This is a genomic window from Pseudomonas sp. FW215-R2 (assembly GCF_058789255.1).
In genome coordinates this window covers 545623-562061 of sequence record NZ_JBYTBO010000001.1, presented here as the reverse complement: position 1 = coordinate 562061, position 16439 = coordinate 545623, and the positions used below count along the sequence as shown (strand labels likewise).

Annotated in this window: 16 protein-coding genes; 13 read left to right on the top strand and 3 right to left on the bottom strand. The window is 61.9% G+C overall.

The window, feature by feature from the left end:
* Position 1 precedes the first annotated feature (1 nt).
* Positions 2-532, bottom strand: a complete 531-nt coding sequence (locus AC3WRD_RS02500; protein WP_102620547.1) for an NfeD family protein — start codon at positions 530-532, stop codon at positions 2-4.
* Positions 533-727: 195 nt separating this feature from the next.
* On the opposite strand from AC3WRD_RS02500, the gene AC3WRD_RS02495 reads away from it, so the two are divergent.
* Positions 728-1189: an aminoacyl-tRNA deacylase gene (locus AC3WRD_RS02495; RefSeq protein ID WP_102620548.1), complete on the top strand. Its 462-nt coding sequence runs from the start codon at positions 728-730 to the stop codon at positions 1187-1189.
* A 130-nt stretch (positions 1190-1319) separates the two neighbouring features.
* The gene (locus AC3WRD_RS02490) at positions 1320-1565 is read left to right on the top strand and encodes a DUF2789 domain-containing protein (protein WP_085712632.1); all 246 of its coding nucleotides are present in this window, start codon (positions 1320-1322) and stop codon (positions 1563-1565) included.
* Between the two features lie 3 nt (positions 1566-1568).
* On the opposite strand, the gene AC3WRD_RS02485 is transcribed toward AC3WRD_RS02490, so the two are convergent.
* Both AC3WRD_RS02485 and AC3WRD_RS02480 read right to left on the bottom strand, forming a co-directional pair.
* Positions 1569-1850, bottom strand: coding sequence for a type II toxin-antitoxin system RelE/ParE family toxin (locus AC3WRD_RS02485; RefSeq protein ID WP_096821842.1), 282 nt, complete (start codon positions 1848-1850; stop codon positions 1569-1571).
* Complete coding sequence (locus AC3WRD_RS02480; protein ID WP_096821982.1) at positions 1847-2125, bottom strand: antitoxin of toxin-antitoxin stability system; 279 nt, start codon at positions 2123-2125, stop codon at positions 1847-1849. Before AC3WRD_RS02480 ends, AC3WRD_RS02485 begins: the two co-directional genes overlap by 4 nt.
* A gap of 203 nt (positions 2126-2328) precedes the next feature.
* On the opposite strand from AC3WRD_RS02480, the gene AC3WRD_RS02475 reads away from it, so the two are divergent.
* From AC3WRD_RS02475 to pgaD, 11 genes are all read left to right on the top strand, one after another.
* The gene (locus tag AC3WRD_RS02475; RefSeq protein ID WP_173861332.1) at positions 2329-2757 is read left to right on the top strand and encodes a MarR family winged helix-turn-helix transcriptional regulator; all 429 of its coding nucleotides are present in this window, start codon (positions 2329-2331) and stop codon (positions 2755-2757) included.
* Entirely contained in the window at positions 2754-4817 is a 2064-nt protein-coding gene (locus tag AC3WRD_RS02470; RefSeq protein ID WP_102620550.1) for an FUSC family protein, read from the top strand. The genes AC3WRD_RS02475 and AC3WRD_RS02470 overlap by 4 nt, the downstream gene beginning before the upstream one ends.
* Positions 4814-5023 (top strand): DUF1656 domain-containing protein, encoded by a 210-nt coding sequence (locus tag AC3WRD_RS02465; protein WP_007957657.1) that lies wholly within the window; start codon positions 4814-4816, stop codon positions 5021-5023. The genes AC3WRD_RS02470 and AC3WRD_RS02465 overlap by 4 nt, the downstream gene beginning before the upstream one ends.
* Positions 5020-5907, top strand: a complete 888-nt coding sequence (locus tag AC3WRD_RS02460; RefSeq protein WP_102620551.1) for an efflux RND transporter periplasmic adaptor subunit — start codon at positions 5020-5022, stop codon at positions 5905-5907. The genes AC3WRD_RS02465 and AC3WRD_RS02460 overlap by 4 nt, the downstream gene beginning before the upstream one ends.
* A complete protein-coding gene (locus AC3WRD_RS02455; RefSeq protein WP_096821846.1) occupies positions 5904-7346 on the top strand; it encodes an efflux transporter outer membrane subunit in 1443 nt (480 codons plus the stop codon). The genes AC3WRD_RS02460 and AC3WRD_RS02455 overlap by 4 nt, the downstream gene beginning before the upstream one ends.
* A 93-nt stretch (positions 7347-7439) precedes the next feature.
* Positions 7440-8075 (top strand): NADH:ubiquinone oxidoreductase subunit N, encoded by a 636-nt coding sequence (locus tag AC3WRD_RS02450; RefSeq protein WP_096821847.1) that lies wholly within the window; start codon positions 7440-7442, stop codon positions 8073-8075.
* A gap of 200 nt (positions 8076-8275) precedes the next feature.
* A complete protein-coding gene (locus tag AC3WRD_RS02445) occupies positions 8276-9787 on the top strand; it encodes a YdgA family protein (RefSeq protein ID WP_102620552.1) in 1512 nt (503 codons plus the stop codon).
* A gap of 258 nt (positions 9788-10045) precedes the next feature.
* Positions 10046-12529 carry a poly-beta-1,6 N-acetyl-D-glucosamine export porin PgaA gene (gene pgaA, locus AC3WRD_RS02440; protein WP_102620553.1) on the top strand — a complete coding sequence of 828 codons (2484 nt, stop codon included), beginning with the start codon at positions 10046-10048 and terminating at the stop codon, positions 12527-12529.
* Positions 12530-12541: 12 nt separating this feature from the next.
* The gene (gene pgaB, locus AC3WRD_RS02435; RefSeq protein ID WP_102620554.1) at positions 12542-14539 is read left to right on the top strand and encodes a poly-beta-1,6-N-acetyl-D-glucosamine N-deacetylase PgaB; all 1998 of its coding nucleotides are present in this window, start codon (positions 12542-12544) and stop codon (positions 14537-14539) included.
* A gap of 1 nt (position 14540) precedes the next feature.
* Positions 14541-15896: a poly-beta-1,6-N-acetyl-D-glucosamine synthase gene (gene pgaC / locus AC3WRD_RS02430; protein WP_096821851.1), complete on the top strand. Its 1356-nt coding sequence runs from the start codon at positions 14541-14543 to the stop codon at positions 15894-15896.
* A complete protein-coding gene (pgaD, locus tag AC3WRD_RS02425) occupies positions 15893-16423 on the top strand; it encodes a poly-beta-1,6-N-acetyl-D-glucosamine biosynthesis protein PgaD (protein WP_096821852.1) in 531 nt (176 codons plus the stop codon). The genes pgaC and pgaD overlap by 4 nt, the downstream gene beginning before the upstream one ends.
* Positions 16424-16439 lie beyond the last annotated feature (16 nt).

Genomic DNA, 16439 nt, shown 5'->3' with positions numbered 1-16439 from the left:
ATCACTCTCCGAGCGGTGCCGCGTCAGCCGCGGCCACTTGCAGCAACAAGCCCTTGCGTCCGACCACCCGCACCGGTTGCCCGGTGTGCAGCGGCGTCGCGCTCAGAACTTGCCAGCGTTCTCCCTGTAATTGCACCCAGCCGTTGCGAGCGTCCTGCGGCTGCACGACCGTCACGGCCGTTACGCTGCCAAGCAGGCCCGCGTCGCCGCTGACCGGATGGCGCGGTCGAGTCTTCAAAGCGCGGATCAGTAGCGCAATCAACAGCAGGGCGCTGACCAGCCCGAGGCCGATCATCATCGGTACCGGCAGTTCGGCGTTGCCCAGGATCAGCGCGCCGATCACGAACATGACGATGCCGCCCAGGCCGATCACGCCGTAGTTGGGTAGCGCGGCTTCGGCGATCAGGAACGCGATGCCCAAGGTGATCAGCCACAGGCCGATGGGGTCGACGGCGTGCAACGGGGTGTCCGCAGCCAAGGCCGATCCGCTCAGCAGCATCAACAGGACAAACGCACAGCGACGGGTGTTCACGTGACCCTCCGGGAGAGTCAGGGGTTCTCTTTACAGTCTAGTTGAGCCTGGAGCTGGATGAATTTTGATCAAATTACCCGTGTCGCCAGTGGGCGGAATTCCCTTCACTCGCAGCGTGCCCGACTAGACTTTCAAGGACAGGAACAATGTTCATCACCGCCCGCCGCGCAGCGTCGGCGGGCACCGAGGTGCATCATGCGTATGGCAAGAAAAGTGCAAAGCAGCCTGACCCGGGCGCAATGCGAATATGACGTCCTCTCCCATCCGCACTCGAGCAGCAGCCTTGAAACGGCGCGGGTTTCGGGGATTCCGGCGGATAGAGTGGCCAAATCGGTGATCCTCGACGACCACCACGGGCATTACCTGATGGCCGTGCTGCCCGCCAGCCGCCATCTGGACCTGAGCAAAGTGCGCACCAGCGGCGAGTGGCAGATCACCCGCGAAAGCACCCTGGCGCACCTGTTCGACGACTGCGAACGCGGCGCGGTGCCGCCGCTGGGCGACTCCTACGGGCTGGACATGGTCATCGACCCGTTGTTGACCCGGCAAAAAGACATTTACCTGGAGGCCGGCAACCACAACAACCTGCTGCACATGAGCATGCCCGAGTTCCTGAAAATGGTGCCCCATGCCCAGGTGCGGGAGTTGAGTCAGTAGGTTTTTGTTAGCGTCTGCGCCGACGCCAATCGCGAGCAGACCCGCTCCCACAGGTTCTGCAATGAATCTGTGGCAATGTGGCTTGCTCGCGAAATGTTTTCATCCACTGAATCTTCGAAGGAGTAGAACAATGGAAAATCCGACGCACAGCCTCCCGTCCCTGTTCAAACAGCTCGGACTGCCCAACGACCCGGTCAGCATCGACCAGTTCATCGCCACCCATTCCCCGCTCAAGCCCGAACTGCACCTGTGCGACGCGTTTTTCTGGACCAAGAGCCAGGCGGATTTCCTGCGGGACGAGATTCTCGATGATGCGGATTGGGCGGAGGTGGTGGATCAGTTGGATGTGATGTTGAGGAAGGGGCGGGCGGGGTAGCAGTCACCGTGGTAACGGCCATAATCGAGCGGTATGGACCAGTGCCAGAATCCAGGCTGCATCGTGTTCCAATTGATAAACGAGCCGATAGCTTTGGTGTGGAATGACTTCTCGCGTGCCGGCAATGATACCGACTGGGCCAATTTCCGGATTCTGAGAAATTCGGGAAACCGCTTCGCTGAAGCGGTTATCCATATCTACAGCGGCTTTTGGGTTTACGGAGTGAAGATAATCCCAAATTTTTTCACGATCCTTTTTGGCGGTTTTCGTCCAGATAATCCTCATTCTTGATTGTCTGCCCGCCTGCGCCTTGCGGCGAATTCTGCTTCTACTTCTTCATTCGACAAGCCATCCCCGTCGCGTATAGAGGCTCGTGCGATATCTACCTTCCGCTGCAGAAACGCCTCGTACTCGCGAGCCTCACGTTGAGTCTGGACGAAGTGCCGCATCATTTCTCTTACGATTTGCGAGGCAGGGCGATGCGTTGCTTCAGCTTCGGCCATGAATTGCTCACGCAACTCCGGCTCCAGCTTCATTGTGAAAACGGCTTGTTTTGACATGCTCAACTCCTTCGAAAGGGGGTTCGTACTGAAAAGGTATATACATTGTAAGTTCCTAATTAGGAACCACCTGATCGCTCTAACGACCAACGGGGCAATTTGTTTCAAAACTTGACTGAATTTCCCCTCAAATGCCATATTGATAGTTAGCAAACTAACAGTGTGTGCATTCCCTCGTGCCGAATACCCTCGACGCCCTCCAGATGAACATCAGCAGCGCCATGGTGGTGGCCGCCAGGCATTGGCGGAAGATCTGCCAGACCACGCTGGTCAACTATGGAATTTCCGAAGCCTGTGCCGTCCCGTTGTTGATGATCGGGCGTCTGGGGGAGCGCGTGCATCAGGTGCAGGTGGCGCAGGCGGCGGGGATCGAGAGCCCTTCGCTGGTGCGGCTGCTCGATCAGTTGTGCCACGCCGGCTACGTCTGCCGCACTGAAGACCCGCAGGATCGCCGGGCCAAATGCCTGAGCCTGACCGACACCGGTCGCGAGCTGGTGCAAGCGGTGGAAGTCGAGCTGGTGCGTCTGCGCAATGAGGTGCTCGAAGGCATCGACCGGAGTGATCTGGAGGCTACGCTTCGTGTACTGAGAGCTTTTGAGGCGGCCAGTCCGCCAGCGGTGATCTATCCGTGAACGGCTTTTTTTCCGGCATTCCTCCGGCCCGGGACTGGTTCTACGGGATCCGTACGTTTGCAGCCTCGATGATCGCGTTGTACATCGCCTTGCTGATGCAGATGCCGCGTCCTTACTGGGCGATGGCCACGGTGTACATCGTTTCCAGCCCGTTCCTAGGGCCGACCAGTTCCAAGGCGTTGTACCGGGCGATCGGGACGTTTCTCGGCGCTGCGGCGGCGGTGCTGTTCGTGCCGATGTTCGTCCAGAGCCCGTATGTGCTGGTGGTGGTCATCGCGTTGTGGACCGGGATCCTGCTGTTCCTGTCCCTGCACCTGCGCACCGCCAACAACTACGCGCTGATGCTCGCGGGCTACACCTTGCCGCTGATCGCCTTGCCGACGGTGGATAACCCGCTGGCGGTCTGGGATGTGGCTGAGGCGCGTACCGAAGAGATCTTCCTTGGCATCGCGGTGGCGGCGGTGGTCGGCGCGATGTTTTGGCCACGACGCCTGGCGCCGGTGTTCAACGATGCGGTGGGCAAGTGGTTTGCCGATGCGACCACCTACAGCCTGAAATTCCTCAGCCGCGACGTAAAGCCCGAAGAAGTCACCGCCCTGCGCATGGCCATGGTCGGCAGTTTCAACAGCCTGGAATTGATGATCGGCCAGTTGCCGCACGAAGGTGCGCGGCCGCAAACCGTGCGCAACACCAAGGAACTGCGCGGGCGGATGATCCACCTGCTGCCTGTGATCGACGCCTTGGAAGATTCGCTTTACGCCCTCGAACGGCGTACGCCGGAACTGGTGGAAAAATTCGCGCCGCTGCTCGCTGCCACCCGCGAATGGCTCGGCCACAAAGATGCCGATCTCGACCGCTGGCAAGCGCTGCGCGATCAGCTCGAAGCCCTGCAACCCAGCGCCGAAGCCCTCGAAGATCGCAAACAATTACTGTTTTCCAACGCGCTGTACCGCCTCGGCGAATTCATCGATCTGTGGCAGGACTGCCGCAGCCTGCAGGACGCGATCCTGTGCGAGCGCCAGGACAGCTGGCGCGCGGTCTATCGCCATTGGCGGCTCGGTCGCCTGACACCTTTTTTCGACCGTGGGCTGATGCTGTATTCAGCGACCTCGACCATTCTGGCGATCATCGTCGCTTCGATATTGTGGATTCTGTTGGGTTGGACCGACGGCGGCAGCGCGGTGATTCTGGCAGCGGTGTCGTGCAGTTTCTTTGCCTCGATGGACGACCCGGCGCCGCAGATTTACCGGTTCTTTTTCTGGACCGGGATGTCGGTGTTGTTCGCCAGTCTGTACCTGTTTCTGGTGCTGCCGAACCTGCATGACTTCCCGATGCTGGTGCTGGCATTTGCCATCCCGTTCATCTGCGTCGGCACCCTGACAGTTCAGCCACGGTTCTACCTCGGCATGCTGCTGACGCTGGTGAACACCTCGTCGTTCATCAGCATTTCGGGCGCTTACGATGCGGACTTCTTCGCCTTCGTGAACTCCAACCTGGCGGGCCCGATGGGGTTGTTGTTTGCGTTTATCTGGACGCTGATCGCCCGGCCGTTCGGCGCCGAACTGGCGGCCAAGCGCCTGACCCGTTTCAGCTGGAAAGACATCGTCAGCATGACCGAGCCGGCGAATCTCGCTGAGCACCGGCAATTGGGCGTGCAACTGCTCGACCGCCTGATGCAGCACCTGCCGCGTCTGGCGCTGACCGGCCAGGACACCGGCATCGCCATGCGCGAAGTGCGCGTGGGGCTGAACCTGCTCGATCTGCTGGCCTACACCCCGCGCGTGACCGGCGTGCCGAACGCGTTGCTCAAGCAAGTGGTGGCCGAGGTCGGCGATTACTTCCGGGCCTGTCTCAAGGCCGGCGAACGCCTGCCGGCGCCGAGCCCGTTGCTGATGACCATGGACCGCACGCGCCGTGCGCTCAACGGCCACGGCGATGAAGAAACCCGACTACACCTGTTGCACGCTTTGAGTGGTTTGCGTCTGGCGCTGTTGCCCGGCGTTGAATTCGTTTCCAGCGCCGAGCCCGAAGAACCGTTGCCCGAAGGAGCGCCCCTATGATCGGTGACCTGGACATCAGCGGCATTTTCCTGCCGACCCTGCTGGTGCTGATGGGCATCACGTATGTGCTGTTTGTGCTGGTACATGGCGTGCTTACACGCCTGCATTTCTACCGTCTGGTCTGGCACCGGGCATTGTTCAACGTGGCTCTCTACGCCGTGATGCTGTACGGCGTGGACTCACTCAGTCGATACCTGATGACATGAAAAAACCGTTTTTGACCATCGGTCGCGTGATGCTGACCTTGCTGATCGTGACTTTCGCCGTCGTCGTGGTCTGGCGCATGGTGATGTATTACATGTTCGCGCCCTGGACCCGTGACGGCCACATCCGCGCCGATATCGTGCAGATCGCTCCGGATGTGTCCGGGCTGATCCAGCAGGTCGAGGTCAAGGACAACCAGTTGGTGAAACGCGGCCAGGTGTTGTTCAGCATCGATCAGGACCGTTTCAAACTGGCGTTGCGTCAGGCCAAGGCAGCCGTTGCCGACCGCGAAGAAACCCTCGCCCAGGCCCAGCGTGAAGCCAAGCGTAATCGTGGTCTGGGCAATCTGGTGCCGGCCGAACAGCTGGAAGAGAGCCAGTCGAAAGTCGCTCGCGCGCAATCGGCACTGGCCGAAGCGCTGGTGACGGTGGACAGCGCCCAGCTCAACCTCGACCGCTCGGTGATCCGCAGCCCGGTCGACGGCTACGTCAACGACCGCGCGCCGCGCACCCAGGAATTCGTAACGGCCGGGCGTCCGGTGTTGTCGGTGGTGGACAGCAATTCGTTCCACATCGACGGCTATTTCGAAGAGACCAAACTCGACGGCATCCACGTCGGCCAGTCGGTGGATATCCGCGTGATCGGCGACCGCGCACGGTTGCGCGGGCATGTCGAAAGCATCGTCGCCGGCATCGAAGACCGTGACCGTTCGAGCGGCAGCAACCTGTTGCCCAACGTCAACCCGGCCTTCAGCTGGGTACGCCTGGCGCAGCGGATTCCGGTGCGCATTGCCTTCGATGACGTGCCGGATGACTTCCGCATGATCGCCGGGCGTACCGCCACGGTGTCGATCATCGACGATAAACAGCAGGAGCCCGCGCAATGAACAGGGCCCTGATGATCGCCGGGCTGGGCGTGATGTTGTCGGCCTGTTCCATGGTCGGGCCGGACTATCACCTGCCGGGTGATGCGGCGATCCAGCGCAAGGATTTTCAGGGCGATCTGGCGGTGGCCGGCAAGCCGGTGGTCTCGTCGCCGGTGCCGGCGGATTGGTGGCGGTTGTATCGCGACCCGCGACTGGATCAACTGGTGCAGCAGGCGATGGCGTCCAACACCGATCTGCGGGTGGCGGCGGCGAACCTGTCGCGGGCCCGTGCTCAGGTCGATGAGGCCGAGGCAGCCGGTGGCTGGAGCGGCGGTGTGAAGATGGGCGCCCAGCGCTTGCAGGAATCCGGTCAGGCGTTCCTGCTGCCGGAGAAAGTCCCGGTGGCCAACGTCGCCGACATCGGCATCAGCGCCTCGTACCAATTCGACCTGTGGGGCGTTTTGCAGCGGGGGATCGAAGCAGCGAAAGCCAACGCCGATGCGACCCAGGCCGCTGCCGACACCGCACGCATCACCCTGGTGGCCGACGTGGTTCGGGCTTACACCCAGGTTTGTGCGGCCAACGAAGAGCGGGAAATCGCCCAGCATTCCCTTGACCTGCAATCCCAGAGCACCACGCTGATCCAGCGTCTGCGCGATGCCGGGCGCGGGGACGAAACCCAGGTCACCCGCTCGCAGACCCAATTCAAGTCCTTGCGCGCCGACATGCCGCGTTATGAGGCCGCGCGTCAGGCCGGGTTGTTCCGCCTGTCGATGCTGCTGGCCAAACCGGTCGATCAATTGCCGGCCGGCACCGCGACCTGCGCCGAATTGCCGAAAATCGCCCAACTGGTGCCGGTCGGTGACGGCGCTGCACTGCTCAAGCGCCGTCCGGATATCCGTCAGGCCGAGCGTCGACTGGCGGCCGCGACTGCCGGGATCGGCATTGCCACCGGCGAGTTGTACCCGGACATCAGCATTGGCGCGACCATTGGCACCGTCGGCATTGTTTCCGACCTCGGCGACCCGTCGACCAACCGCTGGGGCTTCGGCCCGTCGTTGAGCTGGAAGGTGCCGACCAACGGCGCCCGGGCGCGGATCCGTGAAGCCGAAGCCTCGACCCAGGGCGCACTGGCGCATTTCGACGGTGTGGTGCTGAACGCCATCCGCGAAACCCAGACCGGTCTGGCCCAGTACACCGCGCTGTTGCAACGCCGCGATGCGTTGGCCGATGCCGAGCAGTCGGCGAAGCTGGCGGCTGACCAGACTCACCGCTTCTTCCAGGCGGGCCGCGAGTCGTTCCTCGCCGACCTGCAAGCCACCCGCACCTACACCGACGTCACCGCGCAACTGGCCGCCGCCAACACCCAGGTTGCCATGAGCCAGATCGATTTGTTCCTCGCCCTCGGCGGCGGTTGGGAAAGCGGACGAACGCAAGCCTCGAGCGCCAGCAAACCCTGAGGCCGTTGCTATGCTTTGAAGTATTGAAGGGGCGCCCTGAGCAAGGCGCCTTTTCAGTGCACATTGCTAGCGCAGGTCTAGGGGAAACCAATAATGAAAAACCCTTACGCTCTCGGCTTCTGGTGCGCCCTGGTCGCACTGGTGCTGCTGTCGGCCACCTATTTCTACGGCATCATGCTGGCCCACCAGATCGACAAGGCGATGGTCTTCCTCGACAGCGCGACTGCGTTGATCGCCGTGATGGCGATTGTGGTGGTGGCCTGGTCGTTGGTGCAGGTGCAAAAGCTCAAAAAAAGGCAGCTTGAACAAAGCAAGACCCTGCTGCTGATCTGGGACACCAAGGTCGCGCTGCGCAAAGTCGAAACCGTGTTCGACCGCTACTTCTGGGGCAGTTACTGGCAACCGGGGCGCACCTTCGCCGAAGTCATGGGCGAACTTACCGGCACCCCGCTGGAAAAAAGCCTTGAAGCCCTGAAAAAACAATGCCTGGCACTCGACAGACAAGTCGCCGATGAAGGCTGGCACTGGTTGAACAATGCGCGTGAATTGTCCGACGTCGCCACGGCCATGGCCCGTGAGCGCTATCAACTGGATTTCTGCGACCCGCGCGGCGACGGGCCGGGCGGGGCGGTGATCGACCGGGATTTCGAGGTGCTGGTGTATACGTGGACCGCGCGCCTGAAAAGCTTCGATCATCAGCTCGATGAGATCGAGGTGCAGTATTCCTGACCTCCCGAAAGATCGCCGAACCCGGCGATCTTTTTGTTTGTCCATGTCCCGTGGACACTCTTTAACCTTTAAACATTGGGCCGCCCCGCGCTGCCAGTGCTAATCTCCACCGCTAAATTCAGCGGAGTCGAGCCACGGCCCGGTCACGGGTTCACGGAAGACGACCACACTTTCAGCCACGGAAATCGATCAGGTCATTCATGAATAAATCAGCAGGCGTGCTTCTCGGAATCGTTGTTGCCATCGGCGCCATCAGCGTCGGCGGGGCCTGGTACACCGGCACCAAGATCGAAGGCGTGCTCAACAACGCCGTCGTCGACGCCAACAAAGAGCTGCAAACCGCCATGGCCGGTTCCAACGGCAGTGCGTCGCTGGAGCTGGTGTCGCTGGAACGTCACACCTTCAGCAGCACCGCGCACTATCGCCTCAAGGGCGAAGGCGAAATGTTCGGTGAAGCGCCGGTCGAGCTGTTGTTCGTCGATAACATTGAACATGGCCCGCTGCCGTTCTCGCGTCTGGTCTCGCTGAAATGGCTGCCGGTCATGGCCACCAGTCACTACGAGCTGGAAAAGACCCCGATCACCGAAAAATGGTTCGCTGCCACCAAGGGCGCCGCACCACTGAAAGGTGTGGTCAATATCGGCTACGACCAGTCCACCACCGGCAACATCGAACTGCTGCCACTGGAAACCGCACTGGACGAGCAGTCGAGCCTGAAATTCTCCGGCCTGAACATGGATATCTCCGCCAGTGCCCAGGCGCAGAAGGTCAAGGCCAACGGCTACATGGACAGCCTGCACCTGACCACCGTGGCTGAAGACCAGGCGCCGGTGCAGATCGAACTCAGCGGCCTGACCCTGGCCAGCAGCCTCGCCAAGAGCAGCTACGGCTACTACACCGGCGAAAACACCCTGGAACTGACCAGCAGCAAGACCACTTTCGGCGCCAAGCAGTCCGTGCTGGGTGTGAAGAACTTCGAAATGAAGAACCTCACCGAAGAAAACGGCACCAATGCTTCCGGTCGTGCCGATTACAAAATCGGTGAAGTGACCCTCAACGACAAGAAAATCGGTTCGGCCAATCTGGCCATGAGCCTGAAAAACCTCGACATCCCGTCGGCCCTGTCGCTGATGCAGATCTACCAGACCAAGCTGCAGCCGTACGAAAAAGCCGCCGCCGAAGCCACCGCCGCCGGTCTGCCGGCGCCCGAGCTGAACCTGACCGAAGCCGAGTCCACTCAGGTCAAGGCTGACCTGCAGAAACTGTTGGCAGCCGGCCCGCAGCTGGCGCTGGAAGACCTGTCGCTGAAAACCGCCAACGGTGAAAGCCGGGCCAATCTGGTGCTCGACCTGACCAAACCGGCCTCGATGGACCTGCCGCCGGATCAACTGGGCAAACAGCTGATCGCGCTGCTCGACGTCAATGTGCAGGTGTCCAAGCCGATGCTGGTGGACCTGCTCAGCGTTCAGGCCCAGATCGATGGTCAGACCGACGCCAAAGCCATCGTTGACCAGGCCAGCGCCGCTGCCGACATGTTCTCCGGCATGGCCGTGGGTTCGCAGCTGGCAACGCTGGATGGCACCAATGTGACGACCAAGTTGCATTACGCCGCCAATCAGGTGGAGTTCAACGGCCAGAAAATGACCGTCGAGCAGTTCGTCGGTTTCCTGATGAGCAAATTCGCTGGCGTCAACGTAAGCCAGGAACAGTAAAACCCCTCGCTACACCTCAACGCCCGGCCTTTGCTTCCCGCAGACGCCGGGCGTTTTGCTGTCTGGACTCTGCGTTTGCGGCGCGCGCCAGCGTTTCCGGTCACGAATCTGAACAAATATTGTGTTCTGAATATTGGTCTACGCTTGCGTGCAAGACTGCTTGGATAAGCTTGGCCAAGTGATTCTGACTTGGCCTCCGTTACGAATTGGGCAAGGGGGGGCATTGCAACCCGGCTGGCCATGTAAGGATGCTGACGAATGCCGCGTACTGATGTTCCCGTATTACATCGTGGTTTACGCCCTTTGTTTCGAGTCGCGCTGTGCAGCCAGTTGCTCTGGCCGGTACTCGCGTTGGCCGATACGGCCTACGATCAAATGGTGCTCGACGCCCGGGCAGGGCATTACACGCCTGCGCTGACCGCTTTGCGTCAAGTGCCGCCGGCCCAGGCTTCCACCGGGCAGGTCAGCGATCACTTGCAAATCGCCAGTTGGGCCGGGCTCGACGCCGAAGTGGTGCAGGTCTACGAGACCCAGGGACGCGGCCGCGCATTGCCGATCCAGGCCCTGACCGCCACCGCCCGCGCCTATCGCAATCTCAAGCGCTGGGATCAGGCCTCCGAGGTCTACACCAAGGCCCTGGCGCTGGAACCGAACAATGCCGACCTGCAACTCGGTCTGGCGTTGACCCAGGCTGATTCCGGCAAACCCGACGAGGCAGTCACTCGCGCCAAGGCGCTGGTGGCGGCCAAGCCCGACGATCCTTCCCGCCGTCTCGCCTTGGGCTATGCCCTGACCCGCGCTGGCAAGCAATACGACGCACTGTTCGAATACGATCAGGCCTTCTCTCGTGCCGGCAGCAAGCCGGAAGTTGCCCGTGAGTACGTGGTCGCTCTGCAAAAAGCCCGTCTGCCTGAGCCTGCGCTACGCCTGGCCAACCAGCGTCCGGGGCTGATCGATCCGGTGACGCTGCGCCGTCTCGAAGGCGATCTGGCTGCCGAACGCGTGCGTCTCGCCGAATTCGCCACCCGCAGCGAAAAAGAACGTTATGTGATCGCCGACCGTGCGTTGGCCGACTACGACAAACTGCTCGCCACCTGGACCCCCGACGCCAGCGCCCACGACGATGTGACCCGCTGGCGCATCGACCGCATGGGCGCCCTCAAGGCCCGGGCGCGTACTGCCGACGTCATCACCGAATACCAGAAGCTGCAAGCGGAAGGCGTGAAGATTCCGACCTACGCTTTGCGTTGGGTCGCCGCGTCTTATCTGGATCGACGGCAACCGGAAGTCGCCACCGATCTCTATCGCCAGGTGCTCTCGGCGCCGGACGCCGATGCCGGCGATCGCCTCGAAGACACCACCGCGCTGTATTACTCGCTGCTGGAGAGCGACCGGGCCGACGAGGCACGCAAGGTCGCCGAAGACCTGGCCAAAAACGAGAAACCGCGCGTCGAACTCAAGGGACTGCCAATCGGCAACCCCAGCGACGACTGGATGGACGCGCAATTGCTCTCGGCACAGGCTGCCGGTACCTACGGCGCGGACTTGCCCCACGGCGAGGATCGCTTGCAGACGCTGGTCGATCAGGCGCCGGGAAACATCGGCTTGCGCCTGTCCCAGGCCGATCTGTACCTGGCCCGCCAATGGCCGCGTCGCGCAGAAAGCCAGCTCAAGGAAGTCGAGAGCGTGGTACCACGGGACATGGGCCTGGAAGTCGCTCAGGCCCGCACGGCCATGACGTTGCAGGAATGGCGGCAGATGGATGCGCTGACCGACGACGTCGTGGAACGTTATCCGGACAATCGCCAGGTCCAGCGCGCCGCCCGCGAGCGTGAAGTGCATGACATGTCCGAGCTGCGCGTCGAAGCCTACGGCGGCAAGGCCAATGGCGGCAGCGGCGGCAATGCCGGCGCGGTCAGCGGCAGCCGGGACTTCGGCATCCAGAGCACGCTGTACAGCCCGCCGATCGATGAAGACTGGCGCGTGTTCGCCGGGGTCGGTTATGCCACCGGCGACTTTGCCGAAGGCACCGGCAACCACCGCTTCCAGCGTGTCGGTCTGGAACGCCGCACCCGTGACATGACCCTTGAAGCCGAAGTCTCCAACCATTCCTACGGTTACGGCGACAAGCAGGGCGCTCGTCTGGCGATTGCCCGGGACATCAATGACAACTGGCAGTACGGCGGCAGCCTTGAATACCTGTCGGCCGACACCCCGTTGCGCGCGTTGAACAGCGACATCAAGGCCAACGGCGGCAGCGGTTTCATTCGTTGGCGCGCCAACGAAAGCCGCGAGTGGAAACTGTCGGTCAGCCCGTCGCATTTCAGTGACGGCAACAACCGCGTCGAAGCCTTGCTGACCGGGCGCGAAGGCGTCTACAGCACCACCCACGTGCAGGTCGACGCGGGTCTGGAAGTCGCCACCAGCCACAACTCCAATTCCGAAGACGTGCCGTACTACAACCCGAAGGCGGACCTCAGCGTGATGCCGACGGTCAACGTCAACCACGTGCTCTACCGCCGCTACGAAACCTCCTGGAGCCAGCAGTTCCAGGCCGGCGCGGGTACGTACAGCCAGCGTGACCACGGCACCGGCGGCATGGCGTTGCTGGGCTACGGCCAGCGCTATGCCTGGAACGACGTGTTCGAGGTGGGCGGTTTGTTCAGTGTGATCAACCGGCCCTACGACGGTGACCGGGAAACCGATCTGCGTCTGCTCGTCGACCTCACTTTCCGCTTCTAGAAGAGTTTGAAGATGCCTTTTATTTCGCGTTTCATCCTTCTGCTGGGAGTGCTGCTGGTCAGCGCCTGCGCCCAGCAAGCTCCGGCCTTCGCACCGCCGTCCGAGCGCCCGGTGGCGGCCAATGAAAAACCATGGCCGAAAAACCACGTGCTGGGCATTGCCTACCACGACATCGAAGACCGTGATCCCGATCAGGCGGTGGTGGCGGTGCGCACCGAGCGCATGATCGAGCAACTGGCGTGGCTGCGGGAAAACAACTACAAGCCGGTGACGGTCGATCAGATCATGGCCGCGCGCAAGGGCGGGCCGGAACTGCCGCCCAAAGCGATCCTGCTCAGCTTCGACGACGGTTATGCGAGCTTCTACACCCGTGTGCTGCCGGTGCTGCGTGCCTACAACTGGCATGCGCTGCTGGCGCCGGTCGGCGTGTGGATCGACACACCGCTGAACCAGCCGGTGGATTTCGCCGGTACCCCGCGTCAGCGCTCTGACTTCCTGACCTGGGATCAGGTGCGCGAAATCTCGCAATCCGGCCTCGTGGAAATCGCCGCTCACACCGATGCCAGCCACAAAGGCATCCTCGCCAACCCGCAAGGCAACCTGCAGCCGGCCGCCGCGACCCGGCGCTACGATCCGGTGACCAAACGCTATGAAACCGAGGCGGATTTCCAGGCGCGGATCCGCACCGACGTGGCCACCATTTCGGAGAAAATCCGCAAGGCCACCGGCAAGAAACCGCGTATCTGGGTCTGGCCATACGGTACGGCGGACGGCACTTCGCTGACCGTGGTGAGCGAGCAGGGTTATGAAATGGCCCTGACCCTCGACGACGGTCTCGATGCCTTAGACAACCTGATGAGCAGCCCACGATTCCTCGTCGCCTCCGACCCGGACGGCGAGCATTTCGCCAACAGTATCGTGGCGGTGCAGGCCGATTTCGCCATGCGCGTGGTGCATGTGGACCTGGACAACGTCTACGACCCGGATCCTGCGCAACAGGAAGTGAACCTCGGCAAACTGATCCAGCGCATGGCCGACATGGGCGCCAACACGGTGTTCCTGCAAGCCTTCGCCGATCCGAAAGGCGATGGCCTGGTGCATTCGCTGTACTTCCCCAACCGTCATCTGCCCATGCGTGCCGACATTTTCGACCGTGTCGCCTGGCAGTTGCGCACTCGGGCTCACGTGAAAGTGTTCGCCTGGATGCCGGTGCTGAGTTTTGCGCTGGATTCGAAATTGCCACGGGTCACGCGCTGGGATCCGAAGACCGGCACCACGTCGGTCGACCCGGATCAGTACAAACGGCTGTCGCCGTTCGACCCCGAAGTGCGACGGATCATCGGTGAAATCTACGAAGACGTGGCGCGCCTGACCTCGGTCGACGGCATCCTCTACCACGACGACGCCGTGCTGTCGGACTTCGAGGACGCCAGCCCCGAGGCTCTCAAGGCCTATGCCGCCCACGGTCTGCCGGGCTCGATTGCCGCCCTGCGCGACGATCCGGCGGCCATGCAGCGCTGGACGCGATTCAAGAGCCGCTACCTGATCGACTTCACCAACGAACTGACCGCCAAGGTCCGCGCGATTCGCGGCCCGCAAGTGCTGACCGCACGCAACATCTTTGCCGAGCCGGTGCTCAATCCGCAAAGCGAAGCGTGGTTCGCGCAGAACCTCGACGACTTCCTCGTGAGCTACGACTGGACGGCGCCGATGGCCATGCCGCTCATGGAAAAGCAGACCCATGCGCAATCCGGCCCGTGGCTGGAAGAACTGGTGGCGAAGATCAAACAGCGCCCCGGTGCGCTGGATCGCACGGTGTTCGAATTGCAGGCCCGGGACTGGACGAAAAAGGACCAGGCCGACATCGACGGTGCACAACTGGCCGACTGGATGGGCCGCCTCAAGCGTCAGGGCGCGACGAGTTTCGGCTACTACCCGGACAACTTCCTCGAGAACCTGCCGGACCTGAAAACCGTGCGGCCTGCGCTCTCCAACAAATGGAACCCATGACATGCTGGATAGACTGCTGGCCCTGCTTGTTCTGGCGATTGTCCTCGGCGTACCGCTGGGGCTGATCTTCCTGGTCACCGGGCAATTCCTGATGGACTTCGTGTTCTTCTACCCGCTGTTCATGTCCGGGTTGTGGATTTCCGGCGGCCTGTATTTCTGGCTGCACTGGGAGCGGCACTGGCCGTGGAAGGACGACACGCTGCCGCCACCGCTGGAAGGCGAACCGCTGATTTCGATCCTGATCCCTTGCTACAACGAGGGCGACAACGCCGCCGACACCATTCACGCGGCGCTGGCCCAGCATTACCCGAACATCGAAGTCATCGCGATCAACGACGGCTCCAAGGACAACACCGCGCAAGTGCTGGATGCGCTGGCCAAGGAAGATCCACGGTTGCGCGTGCTGCACCTGGCGGAGAACCAGGGCAAGGCCGTGGCCCTGCGCATGGGCGCCATCGCTGCACGCAGCGAATATCTGGTGTGCATCGACGGTGATGCGCTGCTGGCGCCGAACACGGCGGCTTACCTCGTGGCGCCGATGCTCGACAACGCGCGACTGGGCGCGGTGACCGGTAACCCGCGGATCCGCACGCGTTCGACGCTGGTCGGGCGGGTTCAGGTCGGCGAGTTCTCGTCGATCATCGGGCTGATCAAACGCACCCAACGAGTGTTCGGGCGGATTTTCACTGTGTCGGGTGTGATCGTCGCGTTTCGCCGCACGGCGCTGAACCGGGTCGGCTACTGGAGCCCGGACATGATCACCGAAGACATCGACATCAGCTGGAAACTGCAACTGGACCACTGGAGCATCTTCTACGAGCCCCGTGCCCTGTGCTGGATCCTGATGCCGGAAACCCTGGGCGGGCTGTGGAAGCAGCGCCTGCGCTGGGCCCAGGGCGGTGCCGAAGTGCTGTTCAAGAACATTCGCGGCATCTGGCAATACCGTCACCGTTACCTGTGGCCGCTGCTGTTCGAATACTGCCTGTCGACCGGCTGGGCGTTCACTTTCCTGTTGTCGGTGATTTTCTGGGTGATGGGCAAATTCATGGTCATGCCTGAAGCGATCGCCGTGCATCACCTGATGCCGCCGGCGTTTACCGGGTTGCTGCTGGCGTTTGTCTGCCTGGTGCAGTTCGCGGTCAGCATCATCATCGACCGGCGCTACGAGCCGGGTCTGGGCAAGACCATGTTCTGGGTGGTCTGGTATCCATTGGTGTTCTGGTTCATCAGCCTGCTGACCACGCTGGTCAGTTTTCCCAAGGTGCTGTTCGGCCAGCATCAGAAGCGTGCGCGTTGGGTCAGCCCGGACCGGGGTATCAAACCGGTCGGGGACGACGAAGAGGAGGTCATCAAATGAAAATCATCCGGACCCGCCAGCGACCATTCCTGGTGGTGGTCGATGTGTTCCTCACGGTGCTGGCCTGGGTTGGCCTGCTGTATCTGTTGGTGCGCGGGCTGTGGCCGCTGATCGAAACCCATGCCGGCGGGCCGCGCATCGATAACTCGGCGTTCGAAGCGCTGGGGACCTTGCAGATCTACCTGTGGGTGGCGCTGGTCAACGCCGTCATTCTGATTTCCTGGGCGCGTTATCAACAACGCAAGAGCCGCAGTTTTGCTCAGCGTCGCCTGGCGGCTCCGGTGGTTGACGATGATGGCCTGAGCAAAAGCTTCAAGCTGTGCGATGACCGCCTGCAGAAGCTTCGCAGCCCGGGCGTCATCACCATCCACAACAATCAGGACGGTGACGTCAGCCATGTGGTGCCGCACCTGTGGCCGGTGGAACAGGCGGAATTGCCGCCACCGCTGGCGCCACTGGAGCATCCGCGGGTGATCTTTCTGCATGCCGAGGACGACGATAACCGTGAGCCGGTGAACCGTCTGTAAGCGCGGTGATACCAAT